The organism is Streptomyces sp. NPDC007905, assembly GCF_042959345.1.
Classification (GTDB): Bacteria; Actinomycetota; Actinomycetes; order Streptomycetales; family Streptomycetaceae; genus Streptomyces.
On sequence record NZ_JBIBKS010000030.1, the window covers coordinates 45,049 to 67,498 of the forward strand.

Genomic DNA, 22,450 nt, shown 5'->3' on the forward strand with positions numbered 1-22,450 from the left:
TGGTCCTTGCCATGACACTTGCCCGCATCGCGGGAACTCTCCGGACTCCGCAGGAGGAGATCCTGTGCGGTCTGTGCGCTGAGGTCCTGAGCCTGGACGTGGTGTTCGGGCACGAGAACTTCGTCGCGCTCGGCGGCGACGCGGAGGCCGGGAGGCGGCTGCTCGACGCCGTGCGTGCGGTGCTGCGGCGTGACGTGAGCCTGGAGGAGCTCCTTCAGGCGCCGTCCCTGGCAGCCGTCGCCGCCCGCCTCGCCCCGCCTCGTCCTCGGGTGCCGGGGAAGACGGCGGCGGGGGAGTGGACGTCCTTGTCCACGGCGCAGGAATCCCTGTGGGCGCCGGGCGGGGCCGACCAGGGCGACGCGGCCCACGTGGCCGTGTGGGTTCGACTCAGCGGGCCGCTGGATCACGACGCCCTGGGCGGGGCGTGGACAGAGGTACTGGAACGGCACGCATCCCTGCGCACCGTGTCCGACACCGATGAAGGAGTGCCGCGCCGAAGAGTGCTCCCCGTCGGCGCGATCGATCCGCGCATCCCGGTGGTCGACTCCGCGGAAGCCGAGCTCGATGGTCTCCTCAGGTCCGAGGTCGACCGTGGCGTACGCCTCGGACAGCAGCCGGGGCGGGCCCGGTTGTTCAGGACGGCAGACGACGCGCATGTGCTTCTGCTCGTGCTTCATCCGATCGTCCGTGACAGCCGGTCGACAGAGGGGGTGATCAGGGATCTCGGGGAGGCGTACGCCGGCCGTGCGCCGGGACTGCCGCCGCTGCCGGTCCGGTACGAGGCTGTGGACAGCCCGCTCGACGAGGGACTCGCCTTCTGGCGCCGCGCGTTGGAGGGGATGCCGCAGTCGCTCGAACTGCCCGCGGACCACCCCCGGCGGACCACCGCCGCATGGCGCGGCGAGAAGGCGCCGATCACGCTGGACGCCGCCCTGCACGCCCGGTTGGTGCGACTCGCCAGGTCGCAGGGCGTGACGCTGTTCATGCTGCTCCAGGCCTCTCTGGCCGCCTTGCTGACGAGGCTGGGGTGCGGGGAGGACGTCCCGATCGGCACCCATGTCTGCGACCGTACGGACGAGGCGACAGAGGATGCCGTCGGCGCCCTGGCCGACACGATGGTGCTGCGCACGGACACGACGGGAAACCCCACCTTCACGGAGCTGCTCGCAAGGGTGCGGGACTGGGACCTCGACGCTTTCGCGCACCGGGGCGTCCCCTTCGGCCGACTGGTCGACGAGATGGGCGCCGCGCGGTCGCCCGCCCGGCACCCGCTGCTCCAGGTGCTGTTGGACGTCCATCGCCACAGCACCGCCCAGGGGCGCACAGCCGGCCCTGACGTACGTCCCGAGGCCGTGGACACCGAGGGCGCCCGATACGACCTGGCCTTCGACATCCACGAGAGCACCGGGCCGGGCCACGCCCCGGACGGCATGTCGGGCACTCTCACGTACTCGGCCGATCTCTTCGATCGCGAGACGGCGCTGTGGCTGGTCCGCCGGTGGGTGTCGGTGCTCGAACAATGTGTGGACCGGCCGGACGTGAGGCCCGCGGATCTGGAAGTCCTGGACCGGCAGGAGGTGCGGCGGCTGCTCGTGGAGTGGAACGACACGGGCACCACGGGCGCGGCAGACTCCCTCATTCACGAACTCTTCGAAGCGCAAGCGGCGTTGTTGCCCGATCACGTCGCCCTGATGCACGGCGACGAGTGGTTGAGCTATGCCGAACTCAACGCGAGGGCCAACCGCCTCGCGCACGCCTTGATCGCACGAGGCGCGGGTCCGGAGCGGCTCGTCGCCCTCGGCATGAGCAGGTCCATCGACCTGGTGACGTCGATTCTGGCGGTTCTGAAGGCGGGTGCCGCCTACGTCACAGTCGACCCGTCCCTGCCCGGCGAGCGAGTCCGGCTGATGCTGGAGGAGGCGGATCCCGCCCTTCTCGTCACGGTCGACGCATGGCACTCGGGAGTCTTCGCGGGCCAACAGGTGCGGAGCCTGGTACTCGACGACGCACACGTCCAGGAGGAGCTGCGCTCACAGCGCGCGCACAATCCGGTCGACACGGACCGCAACGGCCCCCTTGCCAGGGAGAACCTGGCATACGTGTTCTACACGTCCGGCTCGACGGGCCGACCGAAGGGCGTCGCCGTCTCGCACACGGGCGTGAGCAGCCTCGCGTCGACCGTCCGGGAGAGGTTCGCGCTCGGTCCCCACTGCCGGGTGCTGCAGTTCGCGTCCTTCATGTTCGACATGTCGGTGTGGGACCAGTGCATGAGCCTGTTCAACGGCTGCACGATGGTGCTCGTCGAGGACGACCGCCGTGTGGGCCCGGACCTCGTGGACCTCATCACGGAATGCGAGATCACCCATGTGACGCTGCCGCCCGCCGCGCTGGCGTCCATTCCAGAGGACTGGGAGTTTCCGCCCGACCTGGTGCTGATCACCGGTGGCGAGGCGCTGTCGGTCGAGGACTTCCGGCGCTGGTCGAAGGTCGCGACCGTGCACAACTCGTACGGTCCGACGGAGACGACGGTGGTCTCCACCCTGTGGAGCGGCACGGAAGACAGCGTCGGCACGACAGTGCCCATTGGCGGCCCGATCCACAACACCGCACTCCACGTCCTCGACGAGCGGCTGCGCCTGGTGCCGCCCGGGGTGATCGGCGAGCTGTACATCGCGGGGCCCGGAGTGGCGCGCGGGTACATGGCGCGCCCGGACCTCACCGCCGAGCGGTTCGTGGCGGACCCCTTCGGCGCCGACGGGACCCGGATGTACCGCTCCGGAGACCGGGTGCGCAGGCGCCGCGACGGCGTCATCGAGTTCTGCGGCAGAAACGACGGGCAGGTCAAGATCCGAGGCTTCCGGGTCGAACTGGGCGAGGTCGAGGCCACGGCCTTGAACCACCCCCACGTACGCAGTTGCGTCGTGATGCTCCGCGAGGACAGGCCGGGCGACAAGCGTCTCGTCGCCTACGTCGTCACCGACTCCTCCTCGATCGATGTGCCGGAGCTGCGGCGGCACATGCGCGGCAGGCTGCCCGAGTACATGGTCCCGGCGGCGTTCGTGCTCCTCGACGCCTTGCCGCTGGCGCCGAATGGCAAGGTGAACCGACAGGCCCTGTCCAAGCCGGAGTTGGCCGGCTCGCTGGCGACCAGAGCGGTGGCCGGGGCTTGAAGCAAAGGAGAGACATGATCCCCCCGTCGTACGGCCGACAGGTCACCCGGTCGGAGCTGCCGACAGGCCGGGCCGAGACCCTCGCGGAGCCGGAGGGCGCCCAGGACCACGGCCCCTCGCTCGGTGTCCTGTTCGAGCGGCAGGTGGATGTGCGGCCGGACGCGATCGCGGTCGACTTGGGCGACGAGCGGATTCCGTACGCCGCACTGGACGCGCGGGCCAACCGGCTTGCCCACCATCTGCGGCGGCAGGGGGCCGCCCGCGGCACCGCCGTCGGGATCTGTCACGGTCCGGGCCTGGATGCGATCGCGGCACGACTGGCCGTGGTGAAGGCGGGAGCCGCGTACGTCGCCGTGAATGCCGACGATACGGCACAGCCTCTCGTACCACCGCAATTCCCGGTGACCGTCGGCGTGGTGCTCGGCCGCGGAGCCGATCTGGCGCGCCTTCGGGGGCGACTGCCCGCGGGAGTACGCCTTGTCGCGCTCGACGACGACGCGGCCCTGATCGCCGCCGAACCCGATACCCGGCCCTCGTCATGCGTGAGCGGCCGCGACGTGGCCTGCCTGGTGCCCCGTCGAACCCGCGACGGTCAGGTCCTGTGGGAGCTGGTCCCGCACCGTGCCGTGGCTCACCGGTTCTCCGGTCCGCCGTACACGGGCCCCGACGCCGACCGATCGTGGAGCGGGACGCCGCGGCCGGAAGGTTCCGGGGTGGACCGCTGGTGGGCGGCGCTGCTGCACGGCGGGACGTGCACGGTCGCGGAGGACGCCGATCAGGCCGCCGAGCCACCGCACGAGGATCTGTGGCCCCTCCACCGCCCGGCCGGGGTGGGCGGTGCCTTCGTTCTGGACAGCCGCCTGAGGCTGCTGCCCCCTGGTGTGGTGGGAGATCTGTACCTGGCCGGCGAGGGACTCGGTTACGGATACGGTGACAAGCCCTCGTTCAGCGCGGAGTGCTTCGTTGCCCATCCCCTGGGCAACTCCGGCGAACGGATGTACCGCACCGGCGAACGGGCTCGCTGGCGGTATGACGGCTCCGTCGAGCTCGTGCCGCAGGACGCCGAGCCCCAGCCCGAACTGCTGCTGCCTGCCAAGGCGGGGGGTGCCGTCGCTGCTCCTGCCGCGCCGCGTACCTCGCGGCAGGAGATCCTCTGCGGCATCTTCGCCGACATGCTCGGACTGGAAACGGTGGGCGTCCATGACGACTTCTTCGCCCTGGGCGGCCACTCGATCCTCGCGGCCCGCATCGCAAGCCGCGTTCGCACCCTCTTCGGCGTCGAGCTGGACCTGAGCGCCGTGTTCCGGGGCCCGACCGTCGCACAACTGGACGCCAGGATCAGCCAGTCCGAGCATGTGCGGGCCGTGCTGCGTCCCGTGGATCCGCGACCCGCCCTGCTCCCGGCGTCACCGGGCCAGCAGGGCCTGTGGATGGTGGACCAGATCCAGGGCCCGAACGCGTCGTACAACATCCCCATCGCGCTGCGGCTCCAGGGGGCGCTGGACGCCGGCGCGCTCGAGGCGGCCGTGAACGACCTCGTCGTGCGGCACGAAGCACTGCGCACGACGTTCCGCAACCACGACGGCGCACCCCATCAGCACGTCATCCCCGAGGACGGGGCCCGTGTCCACCTGGAGCGTTCCTCGTGCCGGCGCTCCGAGCTCCCGGACGTCCTGGCGGCGTTGGCCGGCCGGGCCTTCGACCTGGGCGACGGACCGCTGATCCGGGCGTTCCTCGTCTCGCTGGACTCCGATGAGCATGTGCTGCTGCTGCTCATCCATCACATCGTCTCCGACGGCGCGTCCCTGGATCCGCTCCTGCGGGACCTGTCGACCGCCTATGCGGCGCGACGCGAGGGTGAGGCTCCGCGCTGGGACCGGCTGCACGTCCAGTACGTCGACTACGCGTTGTGGCAGCGCGAGCTGCTCGGCTCCGAGGAAGACCGCGACAGTGTGCTGTCGCGCCAACTCGAGTACTGGAAGAGCACACTTGCCGGCATCCCCACGGAACTCGACCTGCCCGCCGCACGGCCCAGGCCCGACACCCCCTCCTTCAGGGGCGACCTGGTCCCCGTGACCGTCGGAGCCGACCTGCATCGCGGGCTCGTAGCCCTCGCCCGCCAGCAGGGCGTGACGATGCTCATGGTGCTCCAGACGGGCCTCGCGGCGCTGCTGTCCCGGCTCGGCGCCGGGACGGACGTCCCCATCGGCACGGTGGTCAGCGGCCGGACGGACGAGGCACTCGACAGGCTGATCGGGTTCTTCACGAACACGCTGGTGCTGCGTACGGACCTCTCGGGCAACACGACGATCACCGAACTCCTGGACCGGGTACGGGCGACGGACCTGGCCGCCTTCGCAAACCAGAACGCGCCCTTCGAGCGCCTTGTGGAACTCCTCAACCCGGAGCGGGCCGCGGCACGGCACCCGCTGTTCCAGACGATGCTCGTGCTGCAGGGCCGCAGGCAATCCCAGCCGAACTGGCCGGACGTACAGGTCGAGCCGGTCGAAGTCGGCAACGGGACAGCCAAGTTCGACCTCTCGCTGTGGCTCCACGAGGACTACGTCGACGATGCCCCCGCAGGGCTGGACGGCTCGTTCGAGTACTCCGTCGACCTCTTCGACCGCACGACGGTCGAGGATCTCGCCTCCCGCTTCGTACGCGTTCTGGAAGCGATGGCCACGGCCCCGGACACCCGTCTCGCGCAGGTCGATCTGCTGTCCGCGGACGAGCGGCAGGCCGTGCTCGCGCTGAGCGGCGCCTCGGCGGACGTACCGGCGACCGGGCGGATTCACGAGCTGTTCGAGGCCCGGGCACGGCTGCACCCCGACGCGATCGCGACAGCACACGGTGACCGACAGCTTCGCTACGGTGAACTGAACGCTCGCGCCAACCGGTTGGGGCGCCACCTGCTCGAGGCCGGCGTGACACGAGGGACGTTCGTCGGCGTTTGCCTCGGGCGCGGTCCTGACCTGGCCGTGGCAGCCCTCGCGGTCCTCAAGACCGGCGCCGCCTGCGTCCTCCTCGATCCGACGCTGCCCCATGAGGACATCGCTCGGGTGCTCGACGTGACGGCCGCGCGGGTCCTCGTCACCCGAGCCGGTGACGCGACGTGCGCACGAGCCGAGACGACCGTGAGCCTGGACCAGGACGCCGCGGCCATCGACGCGCGCTCCGCAGCGAACCTCGACGTCGGCGGTCACGCCGGCGATCCGGCGTGTGCGACGGTCACCGCGGTGGCGGCGGGCAGGCCGGAGGTCGTCGTGACCTCGCACCAGGCCGTGGTGGGCACATGTGCCGCGCCGGACCACCACGAGTTCGGTCCGGACGACGTGTACCTGCCGTGCTCGCCCCTGTCGGAGCAGACGTCCGTCACGGAGCTGTTCGGCGCACTGCTGCACGGCGCGCAGTGCGTGCTGCACCCCGGACAGGCCCCCGATCCCGCAGCCGTCGAACTCCTCGTGGCCAGGCACGGGGTCACGGTCCTGCGGCTGCCGGAGGGCCTGTTCAACCGGCTGCTCGACGAGCGTCCGGCGGCGCTGCGAGGAGTGCGGTACGCCCTGATCGGCGCACGGGACGCCTCGGCCGCCCATCCCGCCAAGGCGCTGCGGGACTTCCCGGACCTGCGTGTGCTCAGCGGTTACGGCCCGGCCGAGAACACCGGCCTCACCACCTGCCACGAGGTCGTGGCCGAGGGACTGGAGACGTCGCCCGTACCGATCGGCGTGCCGGTGACGAACCAGCGCGCCTACGTGCTCGGTCCCGGCCTGGAGCTCGTCCCGGTCGGAGGCGTCGGTGACCTGTACGTGGCCGGAGTGGGGCTGGCCCTGGGCTATGCGAATCGGCCGGCCTTGACGGGCGAACGGTTCATCGCGAATCCGTACGGCTCGCCCGGCGAGCGCATGCACCGTACGGGGCGGCTCGCGCGCCGAAGGGCCGACGGTGTCCTGGAGCTTGTCGGTCCGGTGGGCGAGCGGGAAGGGCCACCGGACCCCGGGGCGCTGCCGGACGGGGGAGTCCCCGTTGCGTCCGCCGGGGCGGAGGACAAGCCGCGAACGGAGCGCGAGGAACTGCTGTGCGCGCTGTTCGAGGAGGTCCTCGAAGCCGTCGGCGTCGGCGTCCATGACAACTTCTTCGACCTGGGCGGCCATTCGCTGATCGCGTCCCGCCTGGTGGTGCGGATCAGGAGCCAACTGGGCATCAAGGCATCCGTCGGCGATGTCATGGCGGCCCCCACGGTGGCGGGTTTGGCCGAACGACTGGAGCAGGCTCCCAAGGTCAGGCCCCGTCGCAGGAGTACGACACCGAGCTGACGGGCCGGTTCGCGGGCCCGCCGAAGCCACTGCGGAGGCGGAGCGTCTTGGGGCACTCGTGCTGCCGCCAGGGTGCCGCCCGCGGCTGCCGCTCGGTCAGGATCGGGGAGTTACGGTGAGGGAGGTCATCGTTCGGCGGCGGGCGAAGGCGCCCACGGGGACGGTGACTTCGGCGTGGACGAAGAGGAGCAGACCGTGGCAGGAGCATCGAGCGTCGGCGCCTGGATCCGGCGGTTTCATCCCTCCCCTCAGGCCACTGCCCGCCTCGTCTGCCTGCCGTACGCCGGTGGGGCCGCACCGTACTACTTCCCCCTTTCGAAGGCGCTGTCGCCCACGACGGAGGTGCTGGCGGTCCAGTACCCGGGCCGGCAGGACCGGTTCAACGAAGCCTGCATCGAGGACATAGCGACCCTCGCCGACCGGATCACCGACGAGCTGATCCCGTGGACCGACCGCCCGCTCGCGCTCTTCGGCCACAGCATGGGTGCCGCCGTGGGCTTCGAGATCGCGCTCCGGCTCGAGCAGCGAGGGGTCAAGCCGCTCGGGCTGTTCGCATCCGCGCGGCGCGCTCCCTCGGTCGCCGGTGACCAGCGCCACCACCTGGCCTCCGACGAGGAGCTGGTGGAGGAACTGGTAAGGCTGAACGCCGCCAACGCCGAACTGCTCGCCGACGAATCGCTGTTGCCCCTCGTGCTGCCGACCATCCGCAGTGACTACCGTGCCTCCGAGCTCCACCAAAGCCCGTCGTCCGCGCGGCTGCACTGCCCGATCATCGCCCTGACGGGCGAGGACGACCCCGTGGTGGATGCCGACGGCGTGAAGGACTGGATCCGGCACACCTCGGGCGACTTCCGGATGCGGGTCTTCCCGGGTGGGCACTTCTACCTCGACGACCATGCCGAGGCTGTCCGGCAGGAGATAACCGAGCACATCGCGTCCGCGGCCTGATGCCACGGCGGCGGTGTCTGTGGCTGCCGTCTCTCCGCACAACCGTTCCCGCCCCAGGAGCGCCGGGCCGTCGTGCGCGGGCTGCCTCCGTCCTGCCTCCCCAGCTGCCCGTCCACGCGGACGAACTCGCGTACGGTAGCGCCGCACGAGGTAGGAAGCCCCCTGAAAGGCGCGCCAGGTGACAGGAGACAGCATGACCGACACGGGTGCCGGTGTCGGAGAGCGCAAGCGCCGCAGGGGGGTGCTGCGACACCGCGACTTCCGGTCGCTGTGGATCGGCGAGACCACGAGCAAGGTCGGCAGCAGCATGTCGATCGTCGCGATGCCGTTGGTGGCGGTGATGACGCTGGACGCCAGCACCTTCCTGGTGAGCGCGCTCGCCGCGTTGACCTGGCTGCCGTGGCTCGTGGTGGGCCTGCCGGCCGGTGCGTGGGTCGACCGACTGCCCAGTCGCCGGGTCATGTTGGTCTGCAACGCGGTCTCCCTGGTCAGCCTCGCGAGTGTGCCCATCGCCGCTTGGACGGGTGTGCTGACCATCTGGCAGATGATGATCGCGGCGTTTGTGGCCGGCACCGCGGCGGTCTTCTTCGAGACCGCGTTCCAGGTCTATGTGCCGTCCCTTCTGCGCTCGGAAGAACTGGTCGAGGGCAACGCCAAACTGCAGGGCAGCGCCGCCGCGGCACATATCGCCGGGCCGGGGATCGGCGGTCTGCTCGCCCAGGCCGTCGGCGCGGTGTGGGGAATGGCCGCGGACGCGCTGTCCTTCCTCGTGTCGTCGGCCTGTCTGCTGTCCATCCGGCACGACGGTGGGAGCAAACGGCCGCCCGCCCGCAGGAGCGCGGGTCTCCTGCGGGACATCAGGGAGGGCCTGCGCTTTGTGTTCGGCGATCCCTACCTGCGTATCTTCACGCTGAACGGGGCGGCGGCGAACCTGTCGCTGCAGGGTTTCACGGCCGTCCTTGTGGTTTTCATGGTCAGGGAACTGGACGTCAGCGCCGGTGCGGCCGGCCTCGCGATGGCCGGGACCAGCGTGGGGGGAGTGATCGGGGCGACGATCGCCCCCTGGGTCACCCGCCGTTTCGGCAGCGCGCGCGGCGTGCTGCTCGGTCAGGTGACGGTCCCCTTCGCGTTGCTCATCCCGTTGGCAGGACCGGGCGCGGGACTGACGCTCGTGGTGGTGGGCGGGCTCATCATCTCGCTCGGCGTGATGATCGTGAACGTGGTGAAGCGCAGCTTCGTGCAGGAGTACTGCCCCCGGCCGATATTGGGCCGCGTGGTTGTCAGCATGCAGTTCCTCAACTACGGGGCCATCCCGGTCGGCGCACTGCTCGGTGGCGTCCTGAGCAGTGCGCTCGGGTTGCGCGCCACGGTCTGGGCGATGACGAGCGCCTTCGTACTGACCACTTCGATGCTGCTGTTCAGTCCCATTCGCCGGCATCGAAACCTGCCCACCGCGCCCCCCGAACAGACGGAAGCCGACTGCCGCTCAGTTGCCCGTTAGCCTGCCGACGACGCCGGCGGCGTTCTCCTAATGTCCACGAGGTGACCGAACCGGCAAAAGCTTGTCGCGAGATCGAGCGGGAACTGTGTGACATCTGGGCGGACGTCCTCGGTGTTTCGGTTCAGCCGCACGACGACTTCTTCGATCTGGGCGGGACTTCCCTGAAGGCGATCGGTGCCGTCGCCTCCGCACGCGAGCGGGGTATCGCCCTGAGCAGCCTCGCGGTGTTCCGGAATCCCACGCCCGCGCAGCTGGCCGAGCGGCTCACGGTGGGCACGCTCACTGCCGCGGACCCGACGCTCGACGTCCCGGTGCCCGACGTGCTCAAGGCGCCCGGCTCCGGGGCACAGGCCGCCGGACGGACCCTGAGTCCGCTCGGAGGGGACGACGCGGGCGACCCGCTCTTCCTCGTTCCGTCCGAGCAGTTCTGCGACATCGAACGCGAGGCCGCGTGCGCCTGGGAGACCGGACGCCCGGTGTACGCGCTGTCCCTCCAAGTCCTTCCGGGCGTCCAAGCCGAGTCGGCGACCGTTGCCGGCCTTGCCCAGTGCTTCCTCGATGAGCTCTGCGAGATCCAGGCCGAGGGCCCCTGCCACCTGGCGGGCGTCGGCAGCGGCGCGGTCCTCGCCTTCGAGCTCGCCCGTCAACTGCGCGAGCGGGGGCGGGAAGTGGCCCGCCTCGTAATGATCAAGCCCGCCGCGCTGCCGGAGGAACCGATCGACTTCGACTCCGCGCTGCACCACCGCCTGGCCGTGGTCGCCAAGCGCTTCGGCCTGACCGGTGCGGAGAGCGCGGAGCGGGTCCTCGCTCTGCTGCGCCAGGAGGGTTGGTACGAAGCCGACACCGGGCCGGCGGACCTGGGTCGGCTCCAGCGGATCGCGGCCGGTGTCGCCTGTGCCCTGAGCCGCTACCGGCCGCAGCCCTACGACGCTCCCGTCGTCCTGCTGCAGGACGAGCGGGAGGCGCAGCAGGTCAAGGAGACCTGGGGCACGGTGCTCTCCGACTGCCGGACGCACTGGTTCGAGTACGGACTCGAATGGTTCGGACCACTGCTCCGCGACCCGCGAGTGGCCGAAGTCATGAAGGCGGAGCTGCTCACGTGAGGCGCGTACAGCGACTGCCGTACGGCCTGAACGCCGCGGAAGTCCCGAAGACCGCGGAGTTCCATCGGGTCGGCCGCCTCGAGTCCCGAGGGCATCGACGAGCCAACCACCGCTTTGGAACTGTTCACCATCCACGGAACGAGGCCCGCGGTCGAGCAACGCGACGAGTGCCGCGACACCGAGGTCTCTTCACCCTGTTCACCCGGAGAGCCGCATGATAGGAACACCGGTCAACCGGAAATGGGTCCACAGGCCTCGCCTGGTGACCAAGCCGGATGTGCGTGTGATCTGCTTCCCGCACATCGGCGCCGGTGCCTCCCTGTACAACGAGTGGGCCGAGCGGCTTCCGCATGGCGCCGAACTGTGTGCCGTTCGGCTCCCCGCGCGGGAGAACCGGCTCGACGAGCAGCCCATCGAGGACCTGCCGGACCTCCTCGACACGCTTGGCAGCGTCCTCGCTCCGGTGACGAAGGGCCGGTTCGTGCTGTTCGGACACTGTTCCGGCAGCATGCTGGCCTTCCATTTCGCGCGGTGGCTGCGCGCGCACGGCCGGGAGCAGCCGGAACTCCTCGCGGTGTCGTCGATCGAGGCCCCCTCGGTACGAGTCATCGAGTCGCCGCTGCATCAGATGCCCCGCGACGAACTCTTCGAGCGGGTGATGTCGTTCGGCGGGATGGAGGCCGGCATCCTCGCCGACCCCGAGATGATGGACATCTTCGAGCCCATGCTGCGGGCCGACTGCCGGCTTGTCGAGCGCATCTCGTACGCCCCGGAACCTCCGCTCGACATCCCGATCGTCGTTGCCGGAGGCATGCACGACACACTCGTGAGCTACGAGTCGATGGCGGCCTGGCGCTGGGAGACCACCCGGTCGTTCTCGATGCACATGTATGCGACCGACCACTTCGTGCTGGAAGAGTCCGCCGAACTGATCGGCGCCCTGCTGCGTCCCTGACGCTCTGCTCGGGGCCGCGGCACCGCTGCCTGCCCGCTCGCGGGGCCGCCCACGGTCCCGACGTGCCTGCCCTCGTGCCGAGGCGCCCCTTCATGGCTCGGGGCAGCCACCGGCGTTCTGCCGCCCAAGGTGCCTCAGGCCGCGGGTCGAGCGCACTAGCGTGAGGCAAACCTGACGTCTTGAATGGAACCGAGCGATATCAGGCCATTACGCCACAGGCTCGGGCGAGGAATTGGAGCTCCAGATTGTTCTCACCCTCCGTCAGACAGCAGGGTCTGTGGTTTCTGAGTCGGCAGGAAGGGCCGTCCCCGACGTACAACGTGCCACTCGCCCTGTGCCTTGAAGGGGATCTGGACCGGGAAGCCCTCCGGCTCGCACTGGGTGATGTGGTCGTACGCCACGACACGCTGCGCACGGTCTTCGAGGACGTCGACGGCAACCCCCGCCTGCGCGTCCTCGATCACGAGGACGACGGCGTCGCACTCCCCGTGACCGAGGTCGCCGAGACGGAGCTCGACGCGGCCTTGGTCAGGCTCAGCCGGATACCCTTCGATCTCGGAAAGGACCGCCCGCTGCGCGCCCACCTGCTGGCCATGGGCGAGCGCGGACACGTACTCCTCCTGGTGATGCACCACACAGCCACCGACGGCGCTTCGGTGCGTCCGCTCGTGAAGGACCTCAGCGAGGCCTACCGCGCGCGCACCCAGGGGAACGCGCCGGACTGGGAGACGCTCGCCGTGACGTACGGTGAATACGCCGAGTGGCAGCGTGAGGACCTCGGCAGCCCGTCGGACCCGGAGAGCGAGGCCGCCCGGCAGCTGTCGTACTGGCGTCAGGCGCTCGCCGGTCTGCCCGAGGAAGCCCTGATCCGGCCGGACCGCCCGCGTCCCGCCGTCGCATCGCACCGGAGCACGACCCATACCGTCGGCTGCTCCCCGCAGCTCCACGCCCGGCTCCTGGAGATCGCCAAGGAGACCGGCACCACGCTGTTCATGGTGCTCCAGGCGGCGACCGCCGTCCTGCTGTCCCGGACCGGCGCGGGCGAGGACGTCCCGATCGGTGTGCCCGTCGAGGGCCGGGACGACGAGGACCTCGAGGACCTGGTCGGCTTCTTCGTCAACAGCGTCGTGCTGCGGACGAACACCGCGGGCAACCCGTCCTTCCGCGAGCTGCTCCAGCGGGTCCGCGACACCGACATCGCCTCCTGGTCCCACCAGGACGTGCCGTTCGACTGGGTCGTCGAGGACCTCAACCCCGAGCGATCCCGCCAGCGCAACCCGCTCTTCCAGGTCCTCATGACCGTGAAGGACTCCGACCCGGGGGCGGTGGAGATGGCCGCCGGGCTGAGCGCCCGTATCCGCCCGGTCGACCTCGGCACCGCCAAGTTCGACCTCTCCATCGGCTTCACCCCGGAGCGCACCGCGCACGGCATCCCGGACCGCCTGGTGGTCGAGGTCGAAGGCGCCACCGACCTCTACGAGGAGGCGACGGTACGCGCCGCCGCCGAGCGTCTGGCCCGGGTCCTGGAGGCGGCGGCAGCCGACCTCGACCGACCGATCCAGGACATCGACCTGTTGGACGCGCGAGAGCGCCGGCACGTGCTCACCGAGTGGAGTGGCACCCTCGGCGCCCACCCCGCCGTCACGCTCACCGAGCTGTTCGAGGCCCGGGCGGCGGACAGGCCTGACGCCGTGGCCGTCGTGGACGGAGCCGAACGCATCACCTACCGCGAGCTGAACGCGCGCGCCAACCGCCTCGCGCGGCTGCTCAGGGCGCGTGGGGCGGGCCCCGAGGAGCGGGTCGCGGTGCTGCTGCACCGCTCCGCCGACCTGGCCGTCGCCCTCCTGGCCGTCCTCAAGACGGGTGCGGCCTACCTGCCGGTGGACCCGGCCTATCCGGCGGAGCGCGTCTCGGTCATCTTCGAGGACGCGCGGCCCGCCCTGGTCGTCACGTCGGAGTCCGCGGCGGATCTGCTGCCGCCGACGGCGGCGGCGCCGATCCAGCTCGGTGACGAAGGCGTCGAATCCGATCTCGTCGCCCAGAACCCCGCCGACCTCACCGACGCCGACCGGATCGCACCGCTCGACTCCCGGCACCCCGCCTACGTGATCTACACCTCCGGTTCCACCGGCCGCCCCAAGGGCGTCGCCGTCCCGCACGCGGGCGTGGTCGCGCTCCTGGACGCCACGCGTGAGCAGTTCGCCTTCGACGGCGACGACGTATGGTCGTGGTTCCACTCGTACGCCTTCGACATGGCGGTGTGGGAGATGTGGGGCGCCTTCGCGTACGGCGGCTCCCTGGTCACCGTCCCGTACGAGGTGTCGCGCTCACCGCGGGACTACCTGGCCCTCCTCGCCGAGGAGAAGGTCACCGTCGCGTGTCAGACCCCGTCGGCCTTCTACCCGCTCATCGTGGAGGAGGCCAGGAGCACGCCCCAACTCGCCCTGCGCACCGTCATTTTCGGCGGTGAGGCACTCGACCTCGCACAGCTCGGCCCCTGGTACGACCGGCACCCGGACGACGGCGTGACCCTGGTCAACATGTACGGCATCACCGAGACGACCATCCACACCACCTATCTGGCCCTCGACGCGCGCACGGCGGCCCAGTCGCCGGGACGCAGCCTGGTGGGACTGCCGGTCGCGGGCCTGCGCACCTTCGTCCTGGACGGCCGGCTCCAGCCGGTACCGGTCGGCGTGGTGGGCGAACTGTACGTGGCGGGACCGCAGTTGGCGCGCGGCTACCTGAACCGGCCGGCCCTGACGGCCGAGCGGTTCGTGGCCTGCCCGTTCGAGAACACCGGCGAGCGCATGTACCGCAGCGGCGACCTGGCTCGCTGGACCCCGCAGGGGCAGCTGGAGTATGTGGGCCGCGCCGATCACCAGGTCAAGATCCGCGGCTTCCGCATCGAACTGGGCGAGATCCAGGCCGCGCTCGCCGAACAGCCCGACGTCGTACGCAGCGCCGTGATCGTGCGCGAGGACACACCGGGCGACAAGCGCCTCGTCGCCTACGTCGTGGCCGGCGAGGCCGGGGTGTCACCCAGCGATGTCCGCGGCCGGTTGCAGCGCCGGCTGCCCCACTACATGGTGCCGACGATCGTGCCGGTCGACGACCTGCCGCTCACGGTGAACGGCAAGCTCGACCGCAGGGCGCTTCCCGCGCCGGGTGCCGCGGGCCGGGCCGGCGACCGCTCCCCGATCACGACCCGCGAGCAGATCCTCTGTGAGCTGTTCGCCGAAGTGCTCGGCCTGCCCCTGGTCAACCCCGAGGACGGCTTCTTCGAGCTCGGCGGTCATTCGCTGCTCGCCACCCAGCTGGTCAACCGCGCGCGGGCGGTCCTGGGTGTCGAGCTGCACGTGCGGGAGGTGTTCGAGCATCCGACCCCCGCCGATCTGGCCCGGGTGGCCCGGGAGGCCACCGCGGACCGCCCGGCGCTCGTCCCGATGGAGCGGCCGGAACGCGTTCCGCTCGCGTTCCAGCAGCAGGGCCTCGGGTTCCTGCAGCGGTTCAACGGCCTCACCAGTGCCTACAACAACCCCTACGCCCTGCGGCTCACCGGTGAACTGAACCCCGAGACCCTGCGGCTGGCCCTGCAGGACGTCATCGACCGGCACGAGATCCTGCGTACGGTGTACCGGACCACCGACGGCGAACCCCACCAGGTCCTTCTCGACCACCGCACCCAGGCACCGGACTTCTGGCAGGAGCGGGAGTGCGACCCCGACGGGCTCGACGAGCTGCTCCGGGCGGAGGGGAACCGGCCCTTCGACCTGTCCGCCGAACTGCCGCTGCGCGCACTGCTGCTGCGCACGGGACCCGAGGAGCACGTGCTCCTGCTGGTCTTTCACCACATCGCCGCGGACGGTTGGTCGGTCGATCCGCTCTTCTCCGACCTCGCCACGGCCTTCGCCGCCCGCGTCGGCGGGAAGGCCCCGGAGTGGCGTCCACTGCCCGTCCAGTACGCCGACTACGCGCTGTGGCAGCGGGCCCTGTTCGCGCCGGACGTGCGGGACCGCCACCTCGACTACTGGGTGCGGACCCTGCGCGACCTGCCGCGTCAGCTGCCGGTCAACACCGACCGGCCGCGGCCGGACACGGCGGGGCAGCACGGCGCCCACGTGGACATCGCCATCGACGCCGACCTCCACGCCAGGCTGATCGAACTGGCGCAGAACCATCGCGCCACCCTGTTCATGGTGCTGCACGCCGCCTTCGTCGGCCTCCTTCACCGCAATGGCGCCGGCACCGACATCCCCATCGGCATCAACGCCTCCGGCCGCGACGACGATGCCCTGCGCCACCTCATCGGCATGTTCGTCAACACCCTGGTCCTGCGCGTCGATGCGGGCGGCGAGCCGACGTTCCAGGAGCTCCTTGAACGCGTGCGCGAGACCGACCTCGACGCCACCGTCCACCAGGACGTGCCCTTCGAGCAGGTCGTCCGGGCGGTGAACCCGCCGCGCACGGCCGCCCCCAACCCGCTCTTCCAGGTGATGTTCAGCGTCGGCACCAAACAGGCGGCCCTCGACACCCGGCTGGCGGGGCTGCACACGGAGGTGACCGCTCTGGAGACCACGGCCCCCAAGTTCGACCTCACCCTGAACCTGACGCAGCACCGGACGGCCACCGGGAAGCCCGGCGGCATCACCGGAGAGCTGCAGTACGACACGGCTCTGTTCGACCACACCACCGCCCAGGCCATGGTCGAGGAGTTCACCTCGCTCGTGGCCGAGTTCGAGGCCGACCCGTCGAGGCCGATCAGCGGGCAGGCCGCCCCTTCGGGGAAGGCGTCCGTCACCACCAAGGCCCCCCGGCAACCGGCGGCCCCGCCCGGCGGCGGACCCGGCTCGCAGACACGGACAACGGCGGCGCCCAACGCGTACACGCAGGTGGTCGCGGAGATCTTCGCGAAGGTCCTCGGGGTGCCGTCCGTGGGTCCCGAGGAGAACTTCTTCAACCTCGGCGGCTATTCGCTGCTCGCCGCCGAACTCGTCGAAGAGCTGCGGTCCGCGCTCGGCGTTGACGTCTCCATCCGAGACCTCTTCCGCGCGCCGACCGTGGCGGGGCTCATCGAGCAGACGCGCATGGGCGAACAGTCACGGAACACCACGTTGTTGCCCCTGCGGACGTCCGGTGATCGCCCGCCGCTGTTCTTCGTCCATCCTGCGATGGGCCTGAGCTGGTGCTACAGCCACTTCCTGCCGCACGTACCGGCGGACCGTCCGGTGTACGGACTCCAGGCCGGGGGAGAGACGACGCGGCCGGCCACGGTCGAGGAGATGGCCGACGCCTACCTGGACTCGATCCGCGAAGTGCAGCCGCATGGCCCTTACCATCTGCTCGGCTGGTCCTTCGGCGGGCTGGTCGCCCACGCCATGGCGACCCGACTGCAGCAGGACGGCGAGGACGTGGCGCTGCTCGGCGTCCTCGACGCCTACCCGGCCGACCCGACGGCCGGCCAGGTGGCCCCGGACCTGCGCAAGGCCGTCGCGTCGCTGCTGCACGATCCGGCCGTCCTCACCGACGAGCACGAGATCCGCGACACCGCGGAGGCCGTGAGGTTCCTGCGCGACAAGGACCTCATCCTCGGCTCGTTCGACGACCGGACGATCCACACGGCACTGGTGTCGACCACCCACCATGTCGCTCTCGCCTACGAGTTCACCCCCCGCCGCCACAGGGGAGACCTGTTGCTCTTCCGCGCGATGTCCGACATCCACGGAGCGCCCCCCGCCCCGCAGGTGTGGGAGGCATACGTGGAGGGTCGGGTGATCGACCACCAACTGGACTGCGGACACCAGGAGATGAGCGAGCCCGGCCGCGCCGTCGAGATCGGCGCCGTCATCAGGCGGGCCCTGTCCGAGTCGAGCGTGCCCACGACCGACGGTTTGCCGGTCGGTGACGACCAGGAGAGAGCCACCGCATGAGCAACCCACGCGCTGTCACGCTGATCTGCCTGCCCTTCGCAGGCGCGGGCGCTTCCTTCTTCCGGCCGTGGCAGGCACTGGCCGACGACCACACCGAGGTCGTCGCGGTGCAACTGCCCGGCAGAGAACGCCTCATCGACGAGGAACCGCTGCGCACGGTGCCGAAGGCGGTCGAGTGGCTCTGGCCCGGCATCACCGAGCGGCTCGACCGGGCCGACGCGCCCTGCTCGACCGTCCTGTTCGGCCACTGTCTCGGAGCCGTACTGGCCTATGAACTCGCCTGCCGGCTCACCGACAGCGGCCGGCCGGTGGCCGGTATCGTGGTGAGCGGGTCACCCGGCCCATGGACGGCCCGCGACTTCCGGGGCCGGGCCACGGGGCAGCCCGACGACGAGTTCATCCGACGCGTCGAGGAGTACTCCGGCTACTCGCACGGCGCGCTGGCGGATCCGGAGATGCGCGAACTCCTCCTGCCCTCGTTCCGCGCGGACGTGGAGATGGACGAGAACTACCGCGCGGACCACGACACGATCCTCGATGTGCCCATCACCGCGATGCGCGGGCACGACGACCATCTCGTCGGTACGGACCTGGCCGGCGAGTGGGCGGCGGCGACCACGGCGGAGTTCACCCTCGCCGAGGTGTCCGGCGGGCACATGTACTTGACCGAGACCCCCGAGCACGTGCTGCGGCAGGCCGCCGGGCTCGGTCTCGTGACGTCCCGCGGCGCGCGCAAGGGTGCTCACTGACATGCGCCTCGCAGGAAAGGCGGCCGTCATCACGGGCGCGGCCCGCGGCCTCGGACGGGCGTGCGCGGTCGCGTTCGCCCGCGAGGGAGCCGGTGTGCTGCTCGTCGACATCGCCAAGGACCTGCCCGGGGTGCCGTATCCGCTGGGCTCCGCAAGCCAGTTGGCGCACACTGCACAGTTGTGCCGCGCCCAGGGCGCGGTCGTTGTGACGGCGGAGGCCGACGTACGGGACACGGCGGCGGTGGACGACGTCGCCCGCACCGCCCTGGATCGCTTCGGCCGGATCGACGTGCTCGTGAACAACGCGGGCATCGCCGCTCCTTCGGGAAAGTCCGTCCATCGGATATCCGAGGAGGAGTGGCAGCTGATGCTGGATGTGGACCTGTCCGGGGCGTGGCGCATGACCAGAGCGGTCGCCGAGGCGATGACCGCTCGTCGCAGCGGCAGCATCATCAACGTGGCGTCCACCGCCGGGCTCGTCGGCTACCGCAACTTCGCCGGCTATGTGGCGGCCAAGCACGGCCTGATAGGCCTGACCAAGGCCGCCGCACTCGACTACGCGCCGATGAAGGTCAGGGTCAACGCGCTGTGTCCCGGGTCGGTGCGCGACGCGGAATGGGTCGAGGGCCGGATGCTCACCGAGATCGCCCGGGCGCTCGACGTGCCGGTCGGCGAACACGAGGCCACGTTTGTCCAGGCCCAGCCGATGAATGCGCTGATCGAGCCCGAGGACGTCGCCGAGACCGCGGTGTGGCTCGCCTCGGACGAATCCCGCCAGGTGACCGGAGCTGTGATCACCGTTGACGGAGGGTTCACGAGTCGATGAGCGCGGAGTTCTGCCACAGCCTTCTGGTGCGGCTGCCCGGGAAAGTCGATCCGAACGCGCTCGCCGAGCGACTCGCCTCGATCATCCGTGCTCGTCCGGCCGTGGAAGGTCACATCTCGCCCGCGCTGTGGATCGAGCGGGCGCCTCAGGACGACGAGGCGATACGACGCCGACTCGACGCCGAGCACGCCTTCCCGGTGACCCCGGAACAGGGACTGAGAGCGGTGCTGCTGTGCCGGTACGACGGACGGGCCGACCTCGTCCTGGTCGCACACCGGACCGCCGCCGACCGGCGTTCGCTGCGGCTCCTCGCCGACCTGGTCGCCGGTGAGAAGCGAGAGCTCTGCTGGTCGGCCGACGCGCCGGCCGAGCGGAATCCGGTCCCGACCGGCACGCCCGCGTGGGCGGGCAGGGGCTCGCACGCCGGCGGGGGCGTGCACGAGCTGAGCGGATCAGGGGCGGCGGGCGGCGACCCGGGCACCTGGCTGGCGGCGCTCGCCACGGTCTTGGCGCGCTACCAAGACGGTGAAGGATCGATGGCCGCCGTGCTGCCCGCAGTGGACCGCCCGGAGCTCGCCCTCGGCGGATTCGATTCCGTTGCGCACTACGACATCCCGGCATCCCGGGGCAGCCTCGCCGAGGTGGCGGCCCACTTCAGGTCGTCCGCCGAGCCGGCGTCCGCCCCTGCCCCGGTCGGGCTCGTCTGCGACGCCTTCGGCAGCTTCGACACCGAGCACGAGTCGGCCGGCATCGAGCCCGAGGCGGGGCACGGCGCGTACCGCGCCTGGCTGAGGCCACCGTTCCCGCTCACCATCGAGGTCGGGCCGACCCGCTTGCGGTACGCCCACGACGAGACCATCGCACCGGGGATGGCCGCCCAGTTCGTCCGCCATCTCGCCGCCGTGCACCGGCAGGTGCTCACCTCTCCGGATCTGCCGGCCGATGAGGCGGAGTTGTTCGACGAGCCGGAGAGGCGGCGCATCCTCGCCCTGGGAGACTCCGCGCCACTCGCGCCCGGCACGGCCGGGTGCATCCACGACGTGTTCACCGCGCGGGCCGCCGAGCGGCCGGACGCGGTCGCCCTGTCGTACGGGCAACACCATGTCACCTACCGGGAGTTGGACGAGCTCTCCGACCGCCTCGCCCACGGTCTGCGGCAGATCGGTGTGCGCGAGCGAGACCGGGTCGGCATCTCCCTGGAGCGCTCCGGCGGGCTCGTCGCGGCGATGCTCGGGGTCTTGAAGGCCGGCGCGATCTACGTCCCCATGGACCCGTCCTATCCCGTGGAGCGGCTCGCCTACACCGCGACGGACGCCGGGATCGGCGTCGTTGTCACCACACGGGACGAGTTCCCCGCCGACGCGCGCCTGGTCAGCCCCCAGAGGCTGGAGGAGCTGGGTGCAGGCGTCGCTGCGGACGGACCGCCGGCCGTGGCCGCGACGGCGACGGATCCTGCGTACGTGATCTACACCTCGGGCTCCACCGGCCGCCCGAAGGGAGTCGTCGTCCCGCACCAGAACGTGATCGCGCTCCTCGACGCGACGCGCGACGAGTTCGAGCTCGCGGCGGCGGACGTCTGGACCCTGTTCCACTCCAGCTCCTTCGACTTCTCGGTCTGGGAGATCTGGGGGTGCCTCCTGACCGGGGCACGGCTGGTTGTGGTGCCGTTCTGGGCGTCACGCTCGCCGGAGGAATTCCACGACCTCCTCGCCGACGAGCGGGTCACGGTCCTCAACCAAACCCCGTCCGCGTTCATCCAGCTGTCCGACGTGGACCGGACACGTCCGCGGGAACTCGCGGTGCGACTGATGATCTTCGGCGGGGAGCCGTTGGACACCGGGCTGCTCCTGCCGTGGTTCGACAGGCACCCCGAGACCCACTGCCGCGTCGTCAACATGTTCGGGATCACCGAAACCACGGTGCACGTCACGGCCCAGACCGTCACCCGCCGACTCGCCCTCGAGGCGTCCCGGTCGGTGGGCAAGGCGCTGCCCGGCTGGCAGGTGCGCGTCGTCGACACCGCGGGGCGGCTGGTGCCGCCGGGGGTCGCCGGGGAGATCCACGTCGGCGGGGCCGGCGTCGCACTGGGCTACCTCAACCGCCCCGAGCTCAATGCCGAACGGTTCATCACCGACCCGTTCCGTGACGAGCGCTCCGGTGACGACGCGTCCGGTGGCGGCCCGTGCGACGACCGTCGGCTCTATCGAAGCGGTGATCGCGGACGGCTCCTGCAGGACGGCACCCTGGAGCACGTGGGCCGGATCGACAACCAGGTGAAGATCCGCGGATTCCGCATCGAGTTGGACGAGATCCGTTCGGTCCTGACCGAGGACCCGGCGGTGACCGCGGCGGCCGTCGTGGTGCGGCCCGGCGACGCGGCCACGGCCGGCATCGACGCCTATGTGGTCCTCGACGAGTCGTCCACCGCCGAGGTGCGCAGGCGCGTGGGCCGCATCCTTCCCGACTACATGGTGCCCACCTCCGTCACCGCCGTGCCGTACCTTCCGTTGACGCCGAGCGGCAAGGTCGACACGAGCCGACTGCCCGCTTCCACTATGCCGAACGGCGCGGTCGCCGACCGCCGCCCTGTGAGCGGGACGGGGCAGTCCGCCCAGGTCCAGAAACCCGAACAGCCGGGCAGTCCGGGCGAGTTGGGGCGGGACGACGCCCTCATCGGGGGCCTGCAAGAGGTGTGGAGCGCCGTACTGGGCCTGGAGGTCGGGCCCGACGACGACTTCTTCGACCTCGGCGGAAACTCGCTGCTCGCCGTACGCCTCGCCGCCGCCTCGCGCGAACGCGGAATGCCGGAGCTGTCCTTGCGGGAGCTGTACCGCCATCCGACCATTCGCGGGCTCGTCGAGGCGGTCCGTTCCCAGTCCGCGCCGTGACCCGAGGGGCGACGGCCGGTCGGGCCAACTGCCGCCCGGCTGCCGCCGATGACGCCGGTGGCGCCGG

Annotated in this window: 10 protein-coding genes; all 10 read left to right on the forward strand. The window is 70.8% G+C overall.

The window, feature by feature from the left end; all coding sequences use genetic code 11:
• The first annotated feature begins 11 nt into the window (after positions 1-11).
• The 10 genes from ACFZDC_RS36385 to ACFZDC_RS36430 all read left to right on the forward strand — a co-directional run bounded on the left by ACFZDC_RS36385 (position 12) and on the right by ACFZDC_RS36430 (position 22,383).
• A complete protein-coding gene (locus ACFZDC_RS36385; RefSeq protein ID WP_391330631.1) occupies positions 12-3,170 on the forward strand; it encodes an amino acid adenylation domain-containing protein in 3,159 nt (1,052 codons plus the stop codon).
• Between the two features lie 14 nt (positions 3,171-3,184).
• Positions 3,185-7,483, forward strand: a complete 4,299-nt coding sequence (locus ACFZDC_RS36390) for a condensation domain-containing protein (protein ID WP_391330633.1) — start codon at positions 3,185-3,187, stop codon at positions 7,481-7,483.
• A 195-nt stretch (positions 7,484-7,678) separates the two neighbouring features.
• Complete coding sequence (locus ACFZDC_RS36395) at positions 7,679-8,431, forward strand: alpha/beta fold hydrolase (RefSeq protein ID WP_391330635.1); 753 nt, start codon at positions 7,679-7,681, stop codon at positions 8,429-8,431.
• Positions 8,432-8,624: 193 nt separating this feature from the next.
• Complete coding sequence (locus tag ACFZDC_RS36400) at positions 8,625-9,932, forward strand: MFS transporter (RefSeq protein WP_391330637.1); 1,308 nt, start codon at positions 8,625-8,627, stop codon at positions 9,930-9,932.
• A gap of 41 nt (positions 9,933-9,973) precedes the next feature.
• Positions 9,974-11,035, forward strand: a complete 1,062-nt coding sequence (locus ACFZDC_RS36405; protein WP_391330638.1) for a phosphopantetheine-binding protein — start codon at positions 9,974-9,976, stop codon at positions 11,033-11,035.
• Positions 11,036-11,297: 262 nt separating this feature from the next.
• Positions 11,298-11,990, forward strand: a complete 693-nt coding sequence (locus tag ACFZDC_RS36410; protein ID WP_391330640.1) for an alpha/beta fold hydrolase — start codon at positions 11,298-11,300, stop codon at positions 11,988-11,990.
• Positions 11,991-12,235: 245 nt separating this feature from the next.
• Positions 12,236-17,920 carry an amino acid adenylation domain-containing protein gene (locus tag ACFZDC_RS36415; protein WP_391330641.1) on the forward strand — a complete coding sequence of 1,895 codons (5,685 nt, stop codon included), beginning with the start codon at positions 12,236-12,238 and terminating at the stop codon, positions 17,918-17,920.
• Entirely contained in the window at positions 17,917-18,669 is a 753-nt protein-coding gene (locus tag ACFZDC_RS36420) for an alpha/beta fold hydrolase (protein ID WP_391330643.1), read from the forward strand. The genes ACFZDC_RS36415 and ACFZDC_RS36420 overlap by 4 nt, the downstream gene beginning before the upstream one ends.
• Before the next feature lies 1 nt (position 18,670).
• Positions 18,671-19,495, forward strand: a complete 825-nt coding sequence (locus ACFZDC_RS36425) for an SDR family oxidoreductase (RefSeq protein ID WP_391330645.1) — start codon at positions 18,671-18,673, stop codon at positions 19,493-19,495.
• Entirely contained in the window at positions 19,492-22,383 is a 2,892-nt protein-coding gene (locus ACFZDC_RS36430) for an amino acid adenylation domain-containing protein (RefSeq protein ID WP_391330647.1), read from the forward strand. Before ACFZDC_RS36425 ends, ACFZDC_RS36430 begins: the two co-directional genes overlap by 4 nt.
• Positions 22,384-22,450 lie beyond the last annotated feature (67 nt).

What these genes read in the sequence shown, in the direction of transcription:
- ACFZDC_RS36385 (WP_391330631.1), top strand. Translation starts at nt 12, where the DNA reads ATGACACTTGCCCGCATCGCGGGAACTCTCCGGACTCCGCAGGAGGAG.
- ACFZDC_RS36390 (WP_391330633.1), top strand. Translation starts at nt 3,185, where the DNA reads ATGATCCCCCCGTCGTACGGCCGACAGGTCACCCGGTCGGAGCTGCCG.
- ACFZDC_RS36400 (WP_391330637.1), top strand. Translation starts at nt 8,625, where the DNA reads ATGACCGACACGGGTGCCGGTGTCGGAGAGCGCAAGCGCCGCAGGGGG.
- ACFZDC_RS36420 (WP_391330643.1), top strand. Translation starts at nt 17,917, where the DNA reads ATGAGCAACCCACGCGCTGTCACGCTGATCTGCCTGCCCTTCGCAGGC.
- ACFZDC_RS36425 (WP_391330645.1), top strand. Translation starts at nt 18,671, where the DNA reads ATGCGCCTCGCAGGAAAGGCGGCCGTCATCACGGGCGCGGCCCGCGGC.
- ACFZDC_RS36430 (WP_391330647.1), top strand. Translation starts at nt 19,492, where the DNA reads ATGAGCGCGGAGTTCTGCCACAGCCTTCTGGTGCGGCTGCCCGGGAAA.